Source organism: Thermosulfurimonas dismutans (assembly GCF_001652585.1).
GTDB lineage: Bacteria > Desulfobacterota > Thermodesulfobacteria > Thermodesulfobacteriales > Thermodesulfobacteriaceae > Thermosulfurimonas > Thermosulfurimonas dismutans.
On record NZ_LWLG01000001.1, the window covers coordinates 255639 to 274143 of the forward strand.

Genomic DNA, 18505 nt, shown 5'->3' on the forward strand with positions numbered 1-18505 from the left:
TGGGGGGGTCTATGGCCGAGCTTTATGTGGGTCTGGATGTGGGTTCGGGAACAGCCAAAGTGGCCGTCCTGGATAAAAATCGCCATCTTATCCATAAGGTCTATAAAAAGACTCACGGACAACCGGTAGAGACCGCCGAACGCCTCCTTTCCGAAGTAGAAAAACTTTTTGGCCAAGACCTTTCTGGGATCACTTGTACCGGGACCGCTGGAAAGTTCATCTCCCAGATCCTGGGGGTGGCCTTTGTAAACGAGGTCATGGCCCATGCCCGGGCCGTGGAACACTTCCACCCAGAGGCCCGGACCATCATTGATATCGGAGGCGAAGACTCCAAACTGGTATTCATCAAACATGAAGATGGCAAGTTTCGCATCGCGGATTTCGCCTTAAACACCCTGTGTGCTGCGGGCACCGGGGCTTTTCTTGAGCAGCAGGCCGCCCGCCTGGGTTACTCTATTGAAGAGTTCAGTCGGCTAGCCTTAAAGGCTCAGAACATCCCCCGGATCGCCGGTCGCTGTACGGTCTTTGCCAAGTCCGACATGATCCATCTCCAGCAGGCCGCCGTTCCAGACTATGAGATTATTGCCGGGCTCTGCTTTGCCATTATAAGAAACCTCAAGAGCAATCTAGCCAAGGGCCGTAAGGTGGAACCGCCCGTGGTCTTCCAAGGGGGCGTAGCCGCCAACTTGGGAGTCCGGCGGGCCATAAAAGAAGTCTTTGGCCTTAAAGACCACGAACTCATCATACCCGAGCACCACGGGATCATGGGGGCCATTGGAGCTGCTCTATATGGTCTCGATGGTAGGGCAACTTCCGATTATCGGGGCTCAGAGATCCTCAGGGCCTATCTCAAAGAGCGTCGTCCGGCTCCTAAACGTTTCCCTCCGCTGGCACCTTTTTCCTCGGTGTATATAAAACCCCGCAAGGTCCAGACCTCAGCTAAAAAGATCTATCTCGGTATTGACGTAGGCTCGGTGAGCACCAAATTGGTGGCCCTTGACGAAGAGGGCAATGTAGTAGCCAAGGTCTATAACCTCCATCACGGTAAACCTTTGGAAAGTGTAAAAGAAGGCCTGGCCCAACTCCGCCAAAAACTTCCCCAAGAAGTTGAAGTTCTAGGGGTAGGGACCACTGGTTCCGGAAGGTATCTCGTGGGAGACTTCGTAGGTGCGGATGTCATCCGGAACGAGATCACGGCCCAGGCTATGGGGGCGCTGCTCCTTGATCCCGAAGTGGACACCATCTTTGAAATCGGAGGCCAGGATTCCAAATACATCCGACTTGAAGTGGGAACTATTGTGGACTTCACCATGAACAAGGCCTGTGCCGCGGGCACTGGTTCCTTCCTAGAGGAGCAGGCCGTACGTCTGGGGGTCCCCATCGAAAAATTCGGAGAAATGGCCTTGAAAAGCTCGGCTCCTCTTGAGATGGGCGAGCGCTGTACGGTCTTCATGCAGTCCGACCTTCTTCACTACCAGCAACAGGGGCTCCCCAAGGAAGACCTCATCGCCGGTCTATGCTACGCCATCGTTTACAACTACCTCAACAAGGTGGTCGAGGACCGCAAGATTGGGAAAAAGATCTTCTTCCAGGGAGCCACAGCCTTCAATAAAGGGATGGTGGCGGCCTTTGAGAAGGTCCTCGGACGGCCCATCGTCGTGCCCCCCCATCACGAGGTCACCGGGGCCATGGGCGTGGCGCTTCTGGCCAAAAAGGAACGCCGTTGGGAAAAGAGCCGTTTCAAGGGCTTTGACCTCACCCGAGTGCGCTACAGCATATCCACTTTTGAGTGCCGAGCCTGTCCCAATCGCTGCGAGATTCACAAGGTCTCCGTAGAAGGCAATCCACCCTATTACTACGGTGGACGCTGTGAACGTTATGAAGTGGAGCACCGCAAACCCCCAGCGGATCTTCCCAATCTCGTGCTTGAAAGGGAGCGCAAAATCCTCTCCTACGTGCAGGAGGAAGGTGAGTTTCCCCGGGGCGAGATCGGTATCCCCCGCACCCTCTTTTTCTGGGAGCGTCTGCCTTTCTTCGCGGTTCTACTCCAGGAGCTCGGCTTTCGGGTAATCCTCTCTTCGCCCACCAGCAAGGAGATCATCAAGGAAGGCTGTGAGATCGTGGCCGCCGAGACCTGTTTCCCGGTAAAACTGGCACACGGTCATGTTCTAGATCTCTTGAGGCGCGGCGTAAAACGCATTTTCATCCCCCAGATCTCGGACTTGCCTTCGGATCATCCGGAACTCAAGAGCGGAAAGATCTGTCCTTATGTACAGGGCTTCCCGTGGGCGGTGCATTCCTCCATCAATTTCAAAGAACACGGTAGCGAGATTATCTCCCCGGTCTTCCACTTTGGTACCGGGGGCTCCCTTCTACGGGATGAATTCAAAGTACTAGCCAAAGAGTTAGGTGTCTCCTGGAAAGAAATGAAAAAGGCCCTGGAGAAAGCCTTCACCGCCCAGGAGGAATTTTACGCCTGGCTCAAAGCCCGGGGCCGGGAGGTCCTTGAGGGTCTTAAACCCCACGAGGTAGCCCTGGTAATCGTAGGGCGGCCTTACAACGCCTTTGATCCCGGAGCCAATCTTGCCATCCACAATAAGATTCGGAGCCTTGGGGTCCTAGGCATCCCGGTGGATATGCTCCCTCTTTCCGAGGTCCGTGAGCTTGACGGCCTTGAAGGTATGTACTGGCGCTACGGTCAGCGGATTCTCCTTGCTGCCCATGTCTGCCGAGAGCACCCGCAACTCTTCCCAGTCTTCATCACCAACTTCTCCTGCGGGCCGGATTCCTTTATCGAACACTTTTTTGAAGAACTTCTGGCCGGGAAACCCTATCTTCAGATTGAAATTGATGAACATAGTGCGGATGCCGGGGTAGTCACCCGGATCGAGGCCTTCCTTGATAGCATTCGAGGTAAGACTAGAAGCTACCCCAAGCCGAAAAAACCCCGACGGCCCCGTATCGTCCCCACCGATGGACGCATCCTTTATATCCCCTACATGGCGGATCACGCCCGGGTTCTCGCAGCGGCCTTTCGGGCCTGCGGAGTGAAAGCCGAGGTCCTCCCTGAGCCAGACGAAGAGGCCTTGCGTCTTGGTCGGCGATACACCTCCGGCAAGGAGTGCTATCCCACGGTGCTTACCACCGGAGACATGATCAAGCTTATCAATCAGCCAGACTTCGACCCCAAACGGGCGGCCTTCTTCATGCCCTCTGGGGCTGGTCCTTGCCGCTTCGGACAATACAACCGTCTCCACCGCAAGATCCTTGACGAACTTGGCTACCCCGAAGTACCCATCTATTCCCCCCAGCAGGATGTAAAGCTTTACGAAGACCTTGGTATAGTGGGAGGCGATTTTACCCGCCTCACCTGGAAGGGCCTGATTTGTATGGATCTCTTGGACAAGCTCCTCCGGGAGACAAGGCCCTATGAGGTCAATCCTGGGGAGACGGAAAGGATCTACTGGGAGTCTGTGGCCCGGTTGGAAGAAGCTGTAGAGAGACGGGAAGACCTAACAGAAGTCATGCAAGAGATTCGTGAAAAATTCGCCCGTATCCCTACAAACGGCAAAGGTCAGAAACCGGTAGTGGGAATCGTAGGTGAAATCTATGTGCGTTCTAATCGGTTTGCCAACGAAAACATCGTGAAGGTTCTTGAGGGTTTAGGGGCCGAAGTTTGGGTACCCACCATCGCAGAGTGGTTCTACTACATCAATTATACCTCCAAGCGCTGGGCCAAGAGACACCGGCTTTTTAAGCAACTCCTGAAATTGGTGATTGAACATCGCGTACAGCTTGAAGATGAGCACCGCTTTGCAGAGTTAGTAAAAGATCTCCTGCGAACCGCCGAGGAACCCACGGTAGAGGAACTTATTGCGCTAGCCCGCAAGTATATGAGTGATGAGTTTGAAGGGGAGGCCATCCTTTCGGTAGGCAAATCCCTAGATTATCTTCGCCACGGCGTAAACGGTATCGTGAACGTGATCCCTTTCACTTGCATGCCGGGTACGGTAGTTTCCATGCTGCTGAAACGGGTCCGGGAAGACGAAGGTTATGTGCCCGTGTTGACCATACCCTGCGACGGCCAGCGCTCTATGGGTACCCGTATGCGCATCGAGGCCTTCATGTATCAAGTACGGGAGCATTTCGAGGAGCACTCTTGATAAGGTTTGATAGTAAAATGGCCTGCATTTTTTCAATAAAATTTTTCAAACCCTCCTAAGAGGTATTTATGGCTATTGACTTGAAGTTAAATTCCTGATAAAAGCTCTTCCTAAGTTGGCTCTTAAAGACTGGCAAGAAATTTTTGGAGCTTTAGGAAGGGCTTTGGACGTAGGTCTTATGGTTGGAGGGGCTGTAGGAGCGGGTGTGGCCTGTGGTTGGCTTATTGATAACAAAATTTTTCACGGAAAAACCCAACCGTGGTTTACTCTTTTAGGTATAGTGCTCGGTAGCATAGCTGGTTTAAAAAACTTTATTTATTATGCTAAAAAGCTAACTAATAAAAACAAAAAGAGTTAGTGAATGGCTTTTTTTTCTACATCTAAAAAGGATGAAATTAAAGAACCTTTATTAATGCAATTTGAATTACGAGTTTTTTTGTTTTCATCTTGCTTACTCATTTCCATGCTAATACTTTTTAGGGATCTTCAAGTATTTAATAGTTGTGCTATAGGAGTTTTGCTCTCTATAGCTAATTTTAAGTACCTAAAAAAGCAAGGTTCTAAAGTTAAAGCAAAAGCTTTAGCAGGCCTGAATCCTTCTAAAATAGCATTGGGGGTAGTATTAAATTTTTATTTTCGCCTTTTAGGTATTGGTTTGCTCTTTGCTTTTCTTTTTAAATATAAGATTGCTGATCCTGTTTTTCTAATTTTAGGCTTGTCAGTAATTCCTGTGCAATCATTTATAATTTTAATTGAGCGCAAGCTCATTGGGAAGCTTTCTCCATTCTTAGAAAGGAGGGTTAAGTTATGGAAGAGCCGATTCTTTTCTTATGCTTAATATTGCAAAAACTGGGGTTGCCTTCGGGTGAGAGATTTTATCAACATGTTTACCAGGAAGGTGGTCAACCCAGTTTGTTAGCGAAACTTGTAGCTCCTCACATGGTATATGGCTATTTAGCCATCGTAATTATTTTAGTTCTAGCCATAATTGGCACTCGAAAACTAGAATTTATCCCAAAGGGTCTTCAAAATTTTTGGGAAACCTTTTTAGAAGCGCTTTATAACTTCACCCGCGAAAATGTCCCTACTGGTGACCATGGTTCACCAAATCTTGTACCTCTAGTTTATCCATTAATTGTGATGTTTACCTTATTTATAGGAATATCTAATTTCATGGGATTGGTTCCTGGGTTTATTTGTCCGACCGCTAATTTAAATGTTACTTTGGGGCTTACTCTTATAACAATTGTCTATTATCACTTTTTAGGATTGAGATTTCAAGGATTAAGGTATTTTAAAACTTTCTTGGGTCCTATTCCTTGGCTTGTTCCTTTAATGCTTCCCATAGAAATTTTCGGCCATATCGGTAGAATCATTTCTTTGTCTGTCCGACTTTTTGCAAATATGATGTCTAAAGAACTTCTTTTGGGCATTCTGATTACTTTGGCAGGACCTTTCTTTGCTCCTTTACCTATTCTATTGCTGGGTGTTCTAGTAGCCGTTATTCAAGTATTTATCTTTATCATTCTTTCTCTGGCTTACTTTGCAGGTGCGGTAGAAGAAGCACATTAAAGAGAGAGGTAAAAAGGAGGCACAAAATAATAAAAAATATCACAAATAAAGGAGGGGAGTCATGAAGAAAGGGTTACTGACACTGTTTTTTCTGCTGATGAGTACCGGTTTAGCGCTAGCTGCAGAACCTGGTATGGGGAAAATGGTTGCAGGGTTTGGATTTTTCTCGGCGGTTGTCTTAGGAGCCGCTCTTGGAATTGGAGTGGCTGCTGGAGGAGCCGGAGCTGGTATGGGACAGTGTGTGCGTGGTGCTTGTGAAGGTATCGCTCGGAATCCGGAGCTAAGCGGAAAGCTCACCACCACCATGATCTTGGGTTTGGCGTTTATCGAAGCTCAGGTGCTTTACGCCCTGGTTATCGGATTGATCCTGTTCTACGCGAATCCCGTTGTCTCCAAGCTTTCAGCCTTTATCGGAGGATAAATCTCTACTTCTATTTAGATCAAAGAAAGGGCCGTGGAAGAGACACTTCCACGGCCCTTTCTTTTGGTTCTAACCAAGAGTTATGCCTGCCCGGGTTTATACTGCGGCAGTAGTAGGGGTAGAGGCCTTCCCGATAGAAGTAGAAGTGGATCTCTCCTTTGGGCTCCCAGGAACTACTATTGTGGGACTTCCAGACAGTGCCGTTAAAGAGAGTCGAGAGCGCATCAAAGCGGCCATCAAAAACTCCGGCTACGATTACCCCACCCAAAAGGTTACGGTGAACCTAGCCCCGGCGGATGTCAAAAAAGAAGGGGCCGGATTCGATCTGCCCATCGCCCTGGGAATTCTTGCTGAAACTAAAATCCTTCCTCAAGAAGTTTTTAAAAACTCCATCTTTCTCGGGGAACTAGCCTTAGATGGACGGCTTAAGGCAACGCGAGGAGTGTTGCCGGTGGCCTTAAAGGCCCGGGAACTTGGTTTCGAAAAGTTGATAGTTCCGAAAGAAAACGGTCGAGAAGCTGCTCTAGCGCCAGATTTGAAGATCGTAGCCCTGGAACACTTGTATCAAGTAGTGGAATACCTTTTAGGCCGTATCGATCTGGAGCCCCTGCCGGAATTAAAACCCGAACCGCCCCACTATGAGGAAGATCTTGCGGATATCATCGGCCAGGAACAGGCCCGGAGGGCCCTAGAAGTAGCCGCAGCCGGGGGACACAATCTCCTCATGATCGGCCCTCCTGGAGCCGGAAAGACCATGCTTGCCCGACGTCTGCCCTCCATTCTACCTGAGATGAGCCCTGAAGAGGCCCTTGAAACCACTAAGATCTACAGTGTAGCCGGACTTTTGCCACCGGACAGGCCTCTTGTTACCGCCCGCCCTTTTCGAAATCCTCATCACACGATTTCAGATGTTGGACTTATAGGTGGAGGAGCTCATCCCAGACCGGGAGAGATCAGTCTGGCCCACAATGGAGTACTTCTCCTGGACGAACTCCCAGAGTTCAACCGCAAGGCCCTGGAGGCCTTGCGGGAACCCCTGGAAGAAGGCCAGGTGACCATCACCCGGGCGGCCACCAGCGTAACCTATCCCGCGCGCTTCATTTTAGTGGTGGCCCTCAACCCCTGCCGATGCGGTTACTACGGAGACCCTCGTCGTCCCTGTCAGTGCAGTCCTCAAGAGGTAAAACGTTACCGTTCCAAACTCTCCGGTCCTCTTCTTGATCGAATTGACATTCATTTAGAAGTACCCGCGGTAGATTATCGGGAGCTCTCGGAGGAAAGACGTGGAGAGGATTCGAAGACGGTTAGAAAGCGCATAAAGCGTGCCCGGAAGATTCAGAGCACGCGCTACGGACGACCGGACAAACTCAACGCCCACCTTTCGAGCCGGGAGATCAAGAAATGGTGCCGGGTGGATGAAACCGGAAGGAAACTCCTCGAGACCGCCTGCGAGCGTCTGGGGCTTTCGGCTAGGGCCTATCATCGTATTCTCAAGGTAGCCCGAACCATCGCCGATCTGGAAGGCACGGAAGCCATCTCTCCGGCTCATATTTCCGAGGCCATCCAGTACCGTAGCCTTGACCGTCCTCTGTTTTGAAGTCAAAATGCAAGTATGACCTTTACCGAAAAGGTAAAGACCAGAAGCGAACCTTTTCTACTGCCTTTAGTTCGGGCTCTGGCCCGGGTAAAAATCCCGCCCAACGCCGTCTCCATCGCCGGATTCATAGGAGTAGGATTGGCGGGACTAGCCATTGCCTTGGGGCATATCGGTTGGGGAGGGATTTTGCTTCTGGTGTTTGGGCCGCTTGATGCTGTGGACGGGTTGCTAGCCAGAAAAACTAACCAGGCCTCTACCTTTGGGGCCTTTCTGGATTCCACCTTGGATCGCTATGCCGAAATTGCCCTCTTCTTGGGGCTCACCTACTACTTTCTGAAAGAGGGCTCTACAATCGGTGTACTCCTTTCATTCCTTACCCTCACGGGATCGCTCATGGTTAGTTACGCCCGGGCCCGGGCCGAGGGTCTTAAGATGGAATGCAAGGTGGGCCTCTTCACCCGCTTTGAACGCCTGCTGGCCCTTACCTTAGGGCTGGTTACGGGCTTCGTTTTGCCGGTGCTCGTGATCTTGGCCCTGCTTACTCATTACACCGCCCTTCAACGCATACTTCATGTCTATCGCCAGAGCCGGAAGTAAAGGCCGCCTCTATGTGGTGGCCACCCCTATAGGAAATCTCAAGGACATCACTCTTAGGGCCCTTGAGATCCTTCGTGAGGCCGATCTCATCCTATGTGAGGACACCCGCACCACCCGCAAGCTCCTCACTCATTACGGGATATCTGGGAAAAGACTTCTGAGTCTCTACAAGGACAACGAACCCAAACGGTTGCCCCGTGTCCTTGAGGCCTTGAATAAAGGTCTACAGGTGGCCTTGGTTTCCGAGGCAGGAACGCCGGGAATCTCCGACCCCGGGGCTTTAGTAGTGGCGGAGGCCCGCAAAGCCGGCTTTCCGGTGGTTCCTATACCCGGGCCTTCAGCCCTCACCGCCGCCCTGAGCCTCTCAGGAATTGACCTTTCAAAGGGTTTTCTCTTCCTGGGTTTCCTTCCCCGCCGGAAAAAAGAGAGGCAGAAACTCCTCTCCGAAATCAGAAACCTGAACCGACCCCTGATGTTTTTCGAGGCCCCTCATCGTTTAAAAGCCGCCCTTTCTGATATCCTGGAGAGCTTCGGCGATCAAGAAATCCTCCTCTTTCGGGAACTCACTAAGATTCACGAGGAGGTCTCAAGCTTGAGGGTCTCCGAGGCCCTTGAACTTTTCCGGGAAAGAGAACCTCAGGGAGAATTCGTGATCCTGATAAAGGCCCCTGAAAAAGAAAACTTAGCTCTGGATCAAAGCAAAATTCGGTCCCTTCTTGAGAAAAAGCTTAACCAGGGTATGTCCCTAAAGGAAGCGGTTAAGGCCGTGTCTGAGGAATGGTCTCTTTCCAAAAAAGAGGTTTATGCCTTGGCTGTGAGATCCGGTCTTTCCGCGAGGAACTTATCTATCTCCTCAAAGAAGGCCGAAAGCAGTTGATCTTCCGGCACCTTCCGGACGATTTTCCCTTTGCGGAAGATAAGGCCGACGCCTTTGCCTCCGGCAAGACCCACATCGGCCTCCCGGGCCTCCCCAGGGCCATTTACCACACAGCCCATAACCGCGATCTTAATGGGGGCCGTTATCTTCTTTGCTCGACGCTCTACCTCCTCGTACAATTCCATGAGGTTGATCTCGCAGCGCCCGCAGGTGGGACAGGCCACGATCTCCGGCCCCCGGCGTCTCACACCCACGGCCTTGAGGATTTCCCAGGCCACCCGGACCTCCTCCCGAGGGTGGGCGGTAAGGGAGACCCGAAGGGTATCGCCGATGCCTTCCGAAAGGAGGATTCCCAGGGCAAGCGCGCTTTTCACCGTCCCCGGAATGAGCCCTCCAGCCTCCGTCACCCCTAGGTGCAAGGGGAAGTCCGATCTTTCAGAAAACTCGCGATAGGCCGAGACCGTGTGCCAGAGGTCCGAGGACTTAAGCGAGACCTTGACGTTTTCAAAACCGAGGTCACCCACGATATAATCTAGCCACCGCAGGGCGCTTTCTACCAGGGCCTCCGGCCTCGGCCAGCCATATTTTTTTAACAGGTCCTTTTCAAGAGAACCGGCGTTGACCCCGATCCGCACGCAGGCCTCTCGCCTCCGGGCCTCCTCTATGATCTTCTTAACATTCTCCCGCCCTTTGATGTTTCCGGGGTTGATCCTCACCCCGTGGGCCCCGGCCTTGAGAGCCGTCACCGCCAGCCGCCAGTCGAAATGAATATCCGCGATGAGGGGAACCTGGATCTGAGGAATAATTTCTTTCAGGGCCTCAGCCGCCTTCTCGTCAGGTACCGCCACCCGAATGACTTCACAGCCCTCTTCCTCTAGCTCCCGAATTTGGGCCACGGTGGCCGGGACATCTCGGGTATCCGTGTTGGTCATACTCTGGACCACCACCGGGTTAGGCCCTCCAATCCGGATCCAACCCAGTCTGACCTCCCTAGTCCTGCGCCGAGGGATAGTACTCATCTATAGACAACTCCTATGGTTTTTATTAGATTTTAGCCAAATTGTTCAAGGAGGCCAAGGGTGATTGATCTGAGAAAACTTGAGGCCCTGGTAGCGGTAGTAGAAAACGGGAGTTTCTCCAAAGCCGCCGAACGGATTTATCTTACCCAACCCACCATCTCCGGACACATCAAATCTCTAGAGGAGTATTTCGGACTAAAACTCTTTGACCGGCACACCCGGGCGGTGACTCCCACCCGAGCCGGAAAACTTCTTTACGGCTATGCCAAAAAACTGTTGTTGATCTACAAGGAAATGGAACGAGAAATGGCTTATTTCAAAGGTGAAAAGACCGGAAAACTCGATCTGGGAGGAAGTACCATCCCAGGCCAGTACATCCTGCCCCATCTCATTGCGGAGTTCCGCAGAAACTATCCTGACATTTCGATCTTCGTGAAGGTGGGAGACACTGAAGAAATCATAGAACTGGTAAAGAACGGAGAACTCGAAGTCGGTATGGTGGGAGCTAGGGAGGAAGACCAAGAACTCTTTTTTGAGCCTTGCTGTGAAGACGAAATCATACTCATTGGTTCTCGAAATCTAGATATTCCTTCCGAAATAAAGGTTTCAGACTTATCGTCCTTGCCCATCATTGCTCGAGAAGTAGGTTCTGGAACCTGGAGAACGGTTTGGACCGCTCTGGAGAAGAAAGGTTATTCTCCTGAAAAGCTCCAGATTGTAGCCGAAATGGGCTCCACGGAGGCCGTCAAACAAGCGGCCAAAGCCGGCTTAGGCTTGGCCTTTGTGTCCAAATTGGCCGTAGAGGAAGAACTGGCTTCTGGAGAATTAAGGATCGTTTACGTAAAAGATTTGCCTCTCAAAAGGAAATTTTTCCTGGTTTATCCGGTCAAACGCACACTTTCTCCATTGGCCAAAGCCTTTCTTAATTTTGGCCGAGAGAAAATAATACGCTATATTTAAGGCATGGCTAGGGTTTGTACTCTCAAAGATTGGCTGGAGGCTTTCTATCGCAAGCAAGAAGATGATCTACACTTCTTTGCGGATCTCCTTACCTCTCCCAAGGTCTCGGAGGAAATTTCCTGGGAACTTAACCGTCGGCTACAGGAAAGACGTCAATTTTCATTCTTCTTTAAAACTCTCTCTTGGCACAACCTATCCCTCGAAGAACTCGAATGGTGCGAAAGGAAGATGGAGGAAATCCTTTCGCGGGAGGACGAAATAAGGGAGATCTTAGACCGACTCCTAGAAATGCTTGGAAGCAATTCAATTAAACGCCCTCAATAAGTACTTTCCCTGTCATTTCATCCGGGATATTAAGCCCCATAAGATAGAGTCCGGTTGGAGCAATATCGGCAAGAATACCCTCTTTAAGTTTCCGTCCTCGAAACCGGTCATCTACCAGATAAAAAGGGATCGGGTTGGCGGTATGGGCCGTATGAGGATGTCCGTTTTCATCGGCCATAAGCTCACAGTTTCCGTGATCCGCGGTCACGATCACCGATCCGCCGTGGGTTTCCCTGAAGACCCGGATTACCTTACCCACACACTCATCCACCACTCTTACGGCCTTCACGGCGGCCTCAAGCACCCCGGTGTGCCCCACCATGTCCCCATTGGCAAAGTTGAGAACCACCAGAGCGTAACGATTCCTTTGTAGCCTCTGTATCAATTCCTCCGTAACCTCATAAGCGCTCATCTCGGGCTTCAAGTCGTAGGTTGGAACCTCTCGAGGTGAAGGCACCAGTTTGCGTTCCTCTCGTGGAAATGGATTTTCTTCACCACCGTTAAAAAAATAGGTTACATGGGCATACTTTTCGGTCTCGGCGATGCGGAGCTGAGTAAGACCGGCCCGGCTTACCTCTTCGCCCCATATCCTTTGCAGTTTTTCTGGGGGAAAGGCTACTGGAAGATCGAATTCTTTATCGTAAAGGGTAAAACAGACGTAATAGCTCAGCTTCGGGATCTTTTCCCTTGAAAATTCGTTGAATTCCGGATCCGTTAAGGCCTGAGTGAGCTGTCGGGCCCGGTCGGCCCGAAAGTTGAAAAACACCACCGCATCCCCGTCCTCTATGGTGGCTACCGGCTGACCATCCTCTACTATGACCGTAGGTTTGATGAACTCGTCGGTCTCCCCTCGGGCAAAGGCCTCTTTTACAGCTATTAAGGGATCTTGAGCCGTAAGCCCGCGGCCGAGCACCAGGGCCTCGTAAGCTAGTTGCGTGCGTTCCCAGCGCCGATCTCGATCCATAGCGTAGTAACGACCAGAGACGGTGGCGATCTTGCCGCAACCGAGTTCGGCCATCTTTTTAAGTAAGGCCTCTACAAAACGGTCAGCCACATCCGGGGCCGTATCTCGGCCATCGGTAAAGACATGCACGAATAAGCGATCACATAGGCCCTCTTTACGATAGAGCTCAAGCAAGGCGTAAAGGTGCTCGATAGAGCTGTGCACCCCGCCGTCAGAGACCAGACCCATGAGATGGATCCTTCCCCCGGTTTCCCGCACCTTTTCGGCCACCTTGAGGAGTTCGGGATTACGAAAAAAAGTTCCCTCCCGGATGGCCAGATTTATGCGGGTTAGGTCCTGATAAACAATACGCCCGGCCCCGATATTAAGATGTCCCACCTCGGAGTTTCCCATCTGTCCAGCCGGAAGCCCTACGGCTTCTCCCGAAGCTTGAAGCAGGGTAAAGGGATATTCGGCCTTGATGGCGTCTAAATTTGGGGTTCCGGCAAGCCTTATGGCGTTGGCATGCTCATCCTCCCGCCATCCCCAGCCATCCATGATGATGAGAAGAAGAGGTCTCACCTCCCTCATGCCTTCCCCTCTTCTATTTCTAATCTGGGAGCCTCAGACCACAGACCCTCAAGGTCGTAAACTTTTCTTACCGGTTCATAAAAGATGTGTACCACCGCGTCTTCATAGTCCATCACTACCCAGTGCCCCTGGGTGAGGCCTTCTACGCTCAGGGGGTGTATACCCTCCCGCGCGGCCTCGCTCTCGATAAATTCGGCCAATCCCTGCACGTGCCTGGCCGAACGGGCACTACAGATGAGGATAAAATCGGTATAACTAGCCCGCCCTCTTACATCTATGATTACCAGTTCCTCGCCCTTTTTCTCCTCGATCAGTCGGGCAAGCTTGAGCGCCAACTCTCGAGAATCCATCTAAACTCTTCCCTCGTTCACCAGGCGGGCGAAATGCTCGAAACTACGATCGTAGGTGCGTTCAGCCTCCGGCGGGAAACAGCAAGCCGGAAGCTGTCTCATGGAAAGATGATACTTCAAACACTCACAGCAAATCCCCTTTTTGGGACAGGGATCATAAGTGCAATTGCATCGCTTGAGATTCTGCTCCCTCTTACATTCCATCTCCTACCTCCTGAAAAAACCTCGTAATTAAAAGCTAAATCCTTCTTTAGCATAATCCAGTAACTTTTGTAACCGTTCGGGACTATCCTTTTTGTGATAGTGACAGGCATTGCAAGAGTTAGGTTGTTTTTCAAAACTTCCAATCTTTAAGGTCCACGCCGGATAAATTACCCGAAAACGATGACTATGGACATCCCGATTTATACCTCTCCTTCCCACCAGAGGCATATGACAGCCTATACAATTATTAACACTATGTAGGCCGTGGACGCCCTTTCTCTCTACTTCGTGGCAGCTACGGCAAAGCTTATTTCCAGGAAGTTTGGTCTGGAAGCGATTGGCACGGCCTTTACTGTGAACTTCATGACAATCCCAGCACATCACTCCGGCCCGGTAATGACCGCTCTCTAACCAGTCTCGGTATTGCTGATAATTGACTTTGGAACTGCCATCCGGATAGATCACTGGTTTGAAGACGAAATTGAAGTCAAAGGAAGTGCCTGGAAGGAAACCTACGGGATAACGGTAAAGACCATCTAGAGTTTCGCCGCGATTATGACAAGCCCCACAAACCATGGCCGCCCTGCGAGTATAAGGAATACGGGCCGGATTGACGATGGTCTCGCTCTTCTTTTCCGCAGGGGCCTTTATGTGCTCCTCTCCCGGACCGTGGCAAGCCTCACAGCCCACCCCCAGTTCTTTAAAGCGGGTCTCTATAATCTTCCCCTTGGCATCTCGAACAATCTTTAAACCGGTGACATGACAGCCCATACACTGGTATTGATAAACCGTCCCCGGCCAATACTTGTTTATTTCCCATTTTCTATCCTCAACCAACCAACTTATAGGAAGAATATGGATCTCGCCGTTTGGAAAAACCGTAAGATAGAGCTGTTTCCAATTTCCGCCGAAGACATAATCCACCCGATAAGACTTCTTTTTTCCAAGACGCTCTATCTCTACCCAATACTCAGAACCTATCTTTTTTAGACGAATCTCTTTTTTTCCAAATTTCAGGGTGGTGTCTTTCCAATTCGAAACTAGACTCCCCTCACGGGCCTTTCTCAACATGTAGGGATGGAGCGTAGAACGCCAACCTTGATAGATCTTGGGGTGACATTTTTTACAACTTTCAGAACCTACATAAGATGCCGGCCAGGAGTTTGAACTGAGAATTCCTAAAAAAAGAGTCAAAAGACTTAAAATAAGCCTACACATCCAGTTCACGGTATTCTAGGGCGTGGGTTTGGATAAATTCCCTGCGAGGTTCAACCTTGTCTCCCATAAGGGTCGAAAACAGTTCATCGGCCTCCGCGGCGTCCTGAACCTCCACCCTAAGAAGAATTCTTCTTTCGGGATCCATGGTGGTTTCCCAAAGCTGGGAGGGGTTCATTTCTCCAAGACCTTTATAGCGCTGGATATGGAGACCTTTTCTACCGGTATCCCTCACCAAAACCAATATCTCTGAGAGCCCAGAGATAAGATCTTGGTAGGCTCTTTTTTCTTCTCCTATCTTTATCTCTACCCTTTTTCCGAGGTAGGGTTCCAATCTCCGATAAAAGCGAACCACCTCCCGGAATTCCCTTCTTACCGGAATGGCCGGACCCACAGTGTAAGAAAGATAACCCTCTTTTTGGGAGGTGACCTCAAATTCGTAGGCCTCCGGTCTTTCACTACTGGATTTTAAGCGGCCAACCGCGTAACCTTTCTCCTTGAACCTTTCAGCCAGTTCAGCCACCCGCTCCTCAGAATCAAAATGATCCGCCCGGGTAAAACCCGAAGAAACTAGAACCAGGGCCCCATCTGGAGGGATACCCCGACGCAGAAGCTCCGAAAGGGCTCGCTCAAGACCGGCCATATCCTCAAGTATCCTTCGGGAGAGGTCCGCCGAAACGATCTCGCCCGAAAGATTGAGGATTACCTTCTTTAAGGCCCTTCCAAAAAGATACGCGTCTAAAGAAGCATCATCTTTAATATAGATATCCTTCTTGTTTTCACTTACCCGATAGAGAGGAGGCTGGGCAATATAAAGCCATCCCCTCTCTAGAAGTTCCGTCATTTGGCGATAAAAAAAGGTTAAAAGTAGAGTCCGGATATGGGCCCCGTCCACATCTGCGTCCGTCATGATAATAATACGCCGAAACCGAGCCTTCTCGGGATCAAAATCTGGCCCGATACCCGTACCAAGAGAAGCTACTAACTGCTTGATCTCCTCGGAGGAAAGAACCTTGTCTATGCGAGCCTTTTCCACATTAAGGATTTTTCCCCTCAAGGGAAGAATAGCCTGGAAACGCCGGTCACGAGCCTGTTTGGCTGAACCGCCTGCGGAATCACCCTCCACGATGAAAAGTTCCCTCTTTTCGGGATCCTTTTCCTGACATTCGGCGAGTTTCCCGGCCACTAGAGTCTCTAGAGCTTCTCCCTTTTTGCGAGCGATCTCCCGGGCCTTACGGGCGGCCTCCCGGGCTCGGGCGGCCTGCACCACCTTGGCCATAATCTTCTTGGCCTCTCCGGGGTTCTCCTCAAAGAACCGCATGAGGCCCTCAAAAACGATAGAATCCACTAAGGGCTTAATTTCACTATTCCCTAGTTTCATCTTGGTCTGGCCTTCAAACTGCGGATCAGGCATCCTCAAAGAAATGACGGCGCAGAGGCCTTCTCTTACGTCCTCACCTTCCACCTTGACCCGCATATTCTTGGGAAGACCTTCCGCCGAGGAGAGATAGCGATTGATGGCCCGGGTCAGAGCCGTCCGGAAACCTACCAGATGGCTGCCTCCTTCACGGGTGTGGATGTTGTTGACATAGGCATATACGGTCTCGGTATAACCAGTGTGATATTGTAAGGCCACTTCGACCTTTACTAGATCCCTTTCCCCGGAAAGATGAACAATTTTTCGGTGGATAGGTTCACGTTTACGATTCAGGTACTTGACGAACTCCGAAAGACCGCCTTTGAAATGAAATGTCTCCTCGGCCCCGGTCCTCTCGTCCCTCAAAATGAACTTCACCTCGGGATTTAGGAAGGCCAACTCTCGAAGACGGTTTTTTATGACCTCGTAATCGAATTCTAGCTCCCCAAAGATCTCGGGATCGGGCTTGAAGGTCACCCGAGTTCCAGTCTTCTGAGTCCTGCCTATCTTTTCAACCGGCCCATCCGGAATTCCACGCCGATAGCTCTGGCGGTAGATAAAACCCTCCCGGTAAACCTCGGCGACAAGCCACTCCGAAAGGGCGTTTACCACTGAAACCCCCACCCCGTGAAGACCGCCGGAAACCTTATAGACCGCTCTTTCAAACTTTCCGCCGGCATGAAGCCGTGTCATCACCACTTCAAGGGCTGAGATACCTTCCTGGGGATGGATATCAACCGGAATACCCCGTCCATTGTCCTCTACAGTGGCCGAACCATCGGCATTGAGGACTACCTGAATCTGGTTGCAATAGCCGGCCAGGGCTTCGTCCACCGAATTGTCCAGAACTTCCCAGAGGAGATGATGAAACCCCTCCGGGCCGGTGGAACCAATGTACATGGCTGGCCTTACCCGAACCCCTTCAAGACCAGAAAGGACCCTAATACTTTCAGCACCGTAGGTTTGCTTAGACATACCGCAAAGACTCCTTAAAGCGCCATCGGCATTACCAGGGCCATAAAGCCCTCATCTTTGGAACCGGTAATGCGACAGGGAGTGCGCTCAGAACCAATATCAAGCTCCACTTCCTCAGAGGCCATCACATTGAAGACCTCAAGTAAATAGCGGGCATTGAAGTTGATGGTGAAGGGTTCGCCCTCATAGGCCACCGTAAGACGCTCCCGGGCCTCTCCAAGTTCCCCTCCGGTTCCGATAAGTACCACTTCACCCGGAGAAAACTCGAAACGCACTACCTTGTATTTTTCAGTGGAAAGAAGGGTAACTCGTTTTAAGGCCTCGGAAAGCTTCGCTCGGTCAAAAACGACCACCCGACCGCTCTCCTGAGGTATGACAGCCCGATAGTCCGGAAACTGGCCTTCTATGAAACGGGCCATGAGCATGCCCTCAGAAGAGGCAAGTAGAAAATGATTTTCCCGCACACCAATCCTTACAACCATTTCGTCAGCGGCTATACGCTTCATTTCCTGAGCGGCCTTACGGGGCACGATTACCCCCTCGGAAAGATCCAGGCTTTCCACCCCGGGAACCTCACGATCTATAAGGGAAAGACGATGTCCATCGGTGGCTACCATTCTAAGCTTGTCATCTCCCTCCCGGGTTACGAAAATACCCGAAAGGGCATACCGAGCCTCTTCGGTAGAGGCCGCAAATATGGTCTTCTCAATCATCTCTTCCAGAGTCTCCCCCGGTATGTCTATCATAGCCTCTCCCGAGATCTCCGGAAGACTAGGAAAATCCTCTGCCGGAAAGACTGCCAGTCTATAGGCCAGATCTTCATCCAGATCCCTTACCACTACCCCTTCGCCGTCCGCAGTCTCAATAACTACATTTTCCTTAGGAAAACTCTTTACGATCTCATAAAATTTGCGTGCCGGAAGACAGAAGGCCCCTTCGCCTTCAATATCCGAAACCAAAGTTCCCCGATAGCCTATTTCTAAGTCCGTAGCTGAAAAAGTAAGCTTTTCTTCCCGTCCTTCTACCAACACCGTAGAAAGGATGGCCATAGAAGACTTCTTGTCTGCTACGGCCTGTATCCTGCTCAAGACTTTCAAAAGTCTTTCCTTATCTACTATAGCTTTCATATATCATTCTCCTTATTAGAAATTGATTCAGAGCTTTTCCTTGTAAAAGATCTAACTAAAGTTTTTTCTGAGACTTTTTGATTAACTTCATTGTCAGAAAAGGTGTTGAAAAAGATCTTGAATTTTGGAGACGTAATTTTCAACCTCCCTTTC

17 protein-coding genes are annotated in these 18505 nt (G+C 50.7%); 10 read left to right on the forward strand and 7 right to left on the reverse strand.

Going from position 1 to position 18505, the window contains the following annotated elements; genetic code table 11:
* Nucleotides 1–11 precede the first annotated feature (11 nt).
* The 8 genes from TDIS_RS01430 to rsmI all read left to right on the forward strand — a co-directional run bounded on the left by TDIS_RS01430 (nt 12) and on the right by rsmI (nt 9227).
* Nucleotides 12–4163, forward strand: a complete 4152-nt coding sequence (locus tag TDIS_RS01430) for an acyl-CoA dehydratase activase (RefSeq protein WP_068668526.1) — start codon at nt 12–14, stop codon at nt 4161–4163.
* A gap of 115 nt (nt 4164–4278) precedes the next feature.
* Complete coding sequence (locus TDIS_RS01435; RefSeq protein ID WP_068668528.1) at nt 4279–4521, forward strand: AtpZ/AtpI family protein; 243 nt, start codon at nt 4279–4281, stop codon at nt 4519–4521.
* Nucleotides 4522–4524: 3 nt separating this feature from the next.
* Complete coding sequence (locus tag TDIS_RS01440) at nt 4525–5001, forward strand: ATP synthase subunit I (RefSeq protein WP_068668530.1); 477 nt, start codon at nt 4525–4527, stop codon at nt 4999–5001.
* On the forward strand, nt 4971–5735 hold the full coding sequence (gene atpB / locus TDIS_RS01445; protein ID WP_068668532.1) for a F0F1 ATP synthase subunit A: 765 nt from the start codon (nt 4971–4973) through the stop codon (nt 5733–5735). The genes TDIS_RS01440 and atpB overlap by 31 nt, the downstream gene beginning before the upstream one ends.
* 61 nt (nt 5736–5796) lie before the next feature.
* Entirely contained in the window at nt 5797–6156 is a 360-nt protein-coding gene (atpE, locus tag TDIS_RS01450) for an ATP synthase F0 subunit C (protein WP_068668534.1), read from the forward strand.
* Nucleotides 6157–6238: 82 nt separating this feature from the next.
* Entirely contained in the window at nt 6239–7753 is a 1515-nt protein-coding gene (locus TDIS_RS01455; RefSeq protein WP_068668536.1) for a YifB family Mg chelatase-like AAA ATPase, read from the forward strand.
* A gap of 15 nt (nt 7754–7768) precedes the next feature.
* Nucleotides 7769–8350 carry a CDP-alcohol phosphatidyltransferase family protein gene (locus TDIS_RS01460; RefSeq protein ID WP_068668537.1) on the forward strand — a complete coding sequence of 194 codons (582 nt, stop codon included), beginning with the start codon at nt 7769–7771 and terminating at the stop codon, nt 8348–8350.
* On the forward strand, nt 8325–9227 hold the full coding sequence (gene rsmI / locus TDIS_RS01465) for a 16S rRNA (cytidine(1402)-2'-O)-methyltransferase (protein ID WP_068668539.1): 903 nt from the start codon (nt 8325–8327) through the stop codon (nt 9225–9227). The genes TDIS_RS01460 and rsmI overlap by 26 nt, the downstream gene beginning before the upstream one ends.
* On the opposite strand, the gene ispG is transcribed toward rsmI, so the two are convergent.
* Nucleotides 9152–10246, reverse strand: a complete 1095-nt coding sequence (gene ispG, locus TDIS_RS01470) for a flavodoxin-dependent (E)-4-hydroxy-3-methylbut-2-enyl-diphosphate synthase (protein WP_068668540.1) — start codon at nt 10244–10246, stop codon at nt 9152–9154. The two genes, rsmI and ispG, sit on opposite strands and share 76 nt — an antisense overlap.
* Nucleotides 10247–10306: 60 nt before the next feature.
* Here ispG and TDIS_RS01475 point away from each other — a divergent pair, with 60 nt between their 5' ends.
* Both TDIS_RS01475 and TDIS_RS01480 read left to right on the forward strand, forming a co-directional pair.
* Nucleotides 10307–11206 (forward strand): selenium metabolism-associated LysR family transcriptional regulator, encoded by a 900-nt coding sequence (locus TDIS_RS01475; RefSeq protein WP_084270892.1) that lies wholly within the window; start codon nt 10307–10309, stop codon nt 11204–11206.
* A gap of 3 nt (nt 11207–11209) precedes the next feature.
* Nucleotides 11210–11530, forward strand: a complete 321-nt coding sequence (locus TDIS_RS01480; RefSeq protein WP_068668541.1) for a hypothetical protein — start codon at nt 11210–11212, stop codon at nt 11528–11530.
* Here TDIS_RS01480 and gpmI read toward each other — a convergent pair.
* Genes gpmI through dnaN form a run of 6 tightly spaced genes read right to left on the reverse strand, consistent with a single transcriptional unit; the run spans nt 11514 to nt 18352 of the window.
* Complete coding sequence (gene gpmI / locus TDIS_RS01485) at nt 11514–13064, reverse strand: 2,3-bisphosphoglycerate-independent phosphoglycerate mutase (protein ID WP_068668542.1); 1551 nt, start codon at nt 13062–13064, stop codon at nt 11514–11516. The two genes, TDIS_RS01480 and gpmI, sit on opposite strands and share 17 nt — an antisense overlap.
* Nucleotides 13061–13414 carry a ribosome silencing factor gene (gene rsfS / locus TDIS_RS01490; RefSeq protein ID WP_068668543.1) on the reverse strand — a complete coding sequence of 118 codons (354 nt, stop codon included), beginning with the start codon at nt 13412–13414 and terminating at the stop codon, nt 13061–13063. The genes gpmI and rsfS overlap by 4 nt, the downstream gene beginning before the upstream one ends.
* Entirely contained in the window at nt 13415–13618 is a 204-nt protein-coding gene (locus tag TDIS_RS01495) for a DUF6485 family protein (protein WP_068668545.1), read from the reverse strand.
* Between the two features lie 27 nt (nt 13619–13645).
* Complete coding sequence (locus tag TDIS_RS01500; RefSeq protein WP_068668546.1) at nt 13646–14836, reverse strand: multiheme c-type cytochrome; 1191 nt, start codon at nt 14834–14836, stop codon at nt 13646–13648.
* Nucleotides 14829–17225: a DNA topoisomerase (ATP-hydrolyzing) subunit B gene (gene gyrB / locus TDIS_RS01505; protein ID WP_068668547.1), complete on the reverse strand. Its 2397-nt coding sequence runs from the start codon at nt 17223–17225 to the stop codon at nt 14829–14831. Before gyrB ends, TDIS_RS01500 begins: the two co-directional genes overlap by 8 nt.
* Before the next feature lie 14 nt (nt 17226–17239).
* Nucleotides 17240–18352: a DNA polymerase III subunit beta gene (dnaN, locus tag TDIS_RS01510; RefSeq protein ID WP_068668550.1), complete on the reverse strand. Its 1113-nt coding sequence runs from the start codon at nt 18350–18352 to the stop codon at nt 17240–17242.
* Nucleotides 18353–18505: the final 153 nt, after the last annotated feature.

Coding starts and splice junctions, on each gene's coding strand:
- rsfS (WP_068668543.1), bottom strand. CDS start 13,414: ATGGATTCTCGAGAGTTGGCGCTCAAGCTTGCCCGACTGATCGAGGAG.
- TDIS_RS01495 (WP_068668545.1), bottom strand. CDS start 13,618: ATGGAATGTAAGAGGGAGCAGAATCTCAAGCGATGCAATTGCACTTAT.
- gyrB (WP_068668547.1), bottom strand. CDS start 17,225: ATGTCTAAGCAAACCTACGGTGCTGAAAGTATTAGGGTCCTTTCTGGT.
- TDIS_RS01460 (WP_068668537.1), top strand. CDS start 7,769: ATGACCTTTACCGAAAAGGTAAAGACCAGAAGCGAACCTTTTCTACTG.
- TDIS_RS01480 (WP_068668541.1), top strand. CDS start 11,210: ATGGCTAGGGTTTGTACTCTCAAAGATTGGCTGGAGGCTTTCTATCGC.
- TDIS_RS01500 (WP_068668546.1), bottom strand. CDS start 14,836: ATGTGTAGGCTTATTTTAAGTCTTTTGACTCTTTTTTTAGGAATTCTC.
- atpB (WP_068668532.1), top strand. CDS start 4,971: ATGGAAGAGCCGATTCTTTTCTTATGCTTAATATTGCAAAAACTGGGG.
- gpmI (WP_068668542.1), bottom strand. CDS start 13,064: ATGAGGGAGGTGAGACCTCTTCTTCTCATCATCATGGATGGCTGGGGA.
- dnaN (WP_068668550.1), bottom strand. CDS start 18,352: ATGAAAGCTATAGTAGATAAGGAAAGACTTTTGAAAGTCTTGAGCAGG.
- TDIS_RS01455 (WP_068668536.1), top strand. CDS start 6,239: ATGCCTGCCCGGGTTTATACTGCGGCAGTAGTAGGGGTAGAGGCCTTC.
- ispG (WP_068668540.1), bottom strand. CDS start 10,246: ATGAGTACTATCCCTCGGCGCAGGACTAGGGAGGTCAGACTGGGTTGG.
- TDIS_RS01430 (WP_068668526.1), top strand. CDS start 12: ATGGCCGAGCTTTATGTGGGTCTGGATGTGGGTTCGGGAACAGCCAAA.
- atpE (WP_068668534.1), top strand. CDS start 5,797: ATGAAGAAAGGGTTACTGACACTGTTTTTTCTGCTGATGAGTACCGGT.
- TDIS_RS01440 (WP_068668530.1), top strand. CDS start 4,525: ATGGCTTTTTTTTCTACATCTAAAAAGGATGAAATTAAAGAACCTTTA.
- rsmI (WP_068668539.1), top strand. CDS start 8,325: ATGTCTATCGCCAGAGCCGGAAGTAAAGGCCGCCTCTATGTGGTGGCC.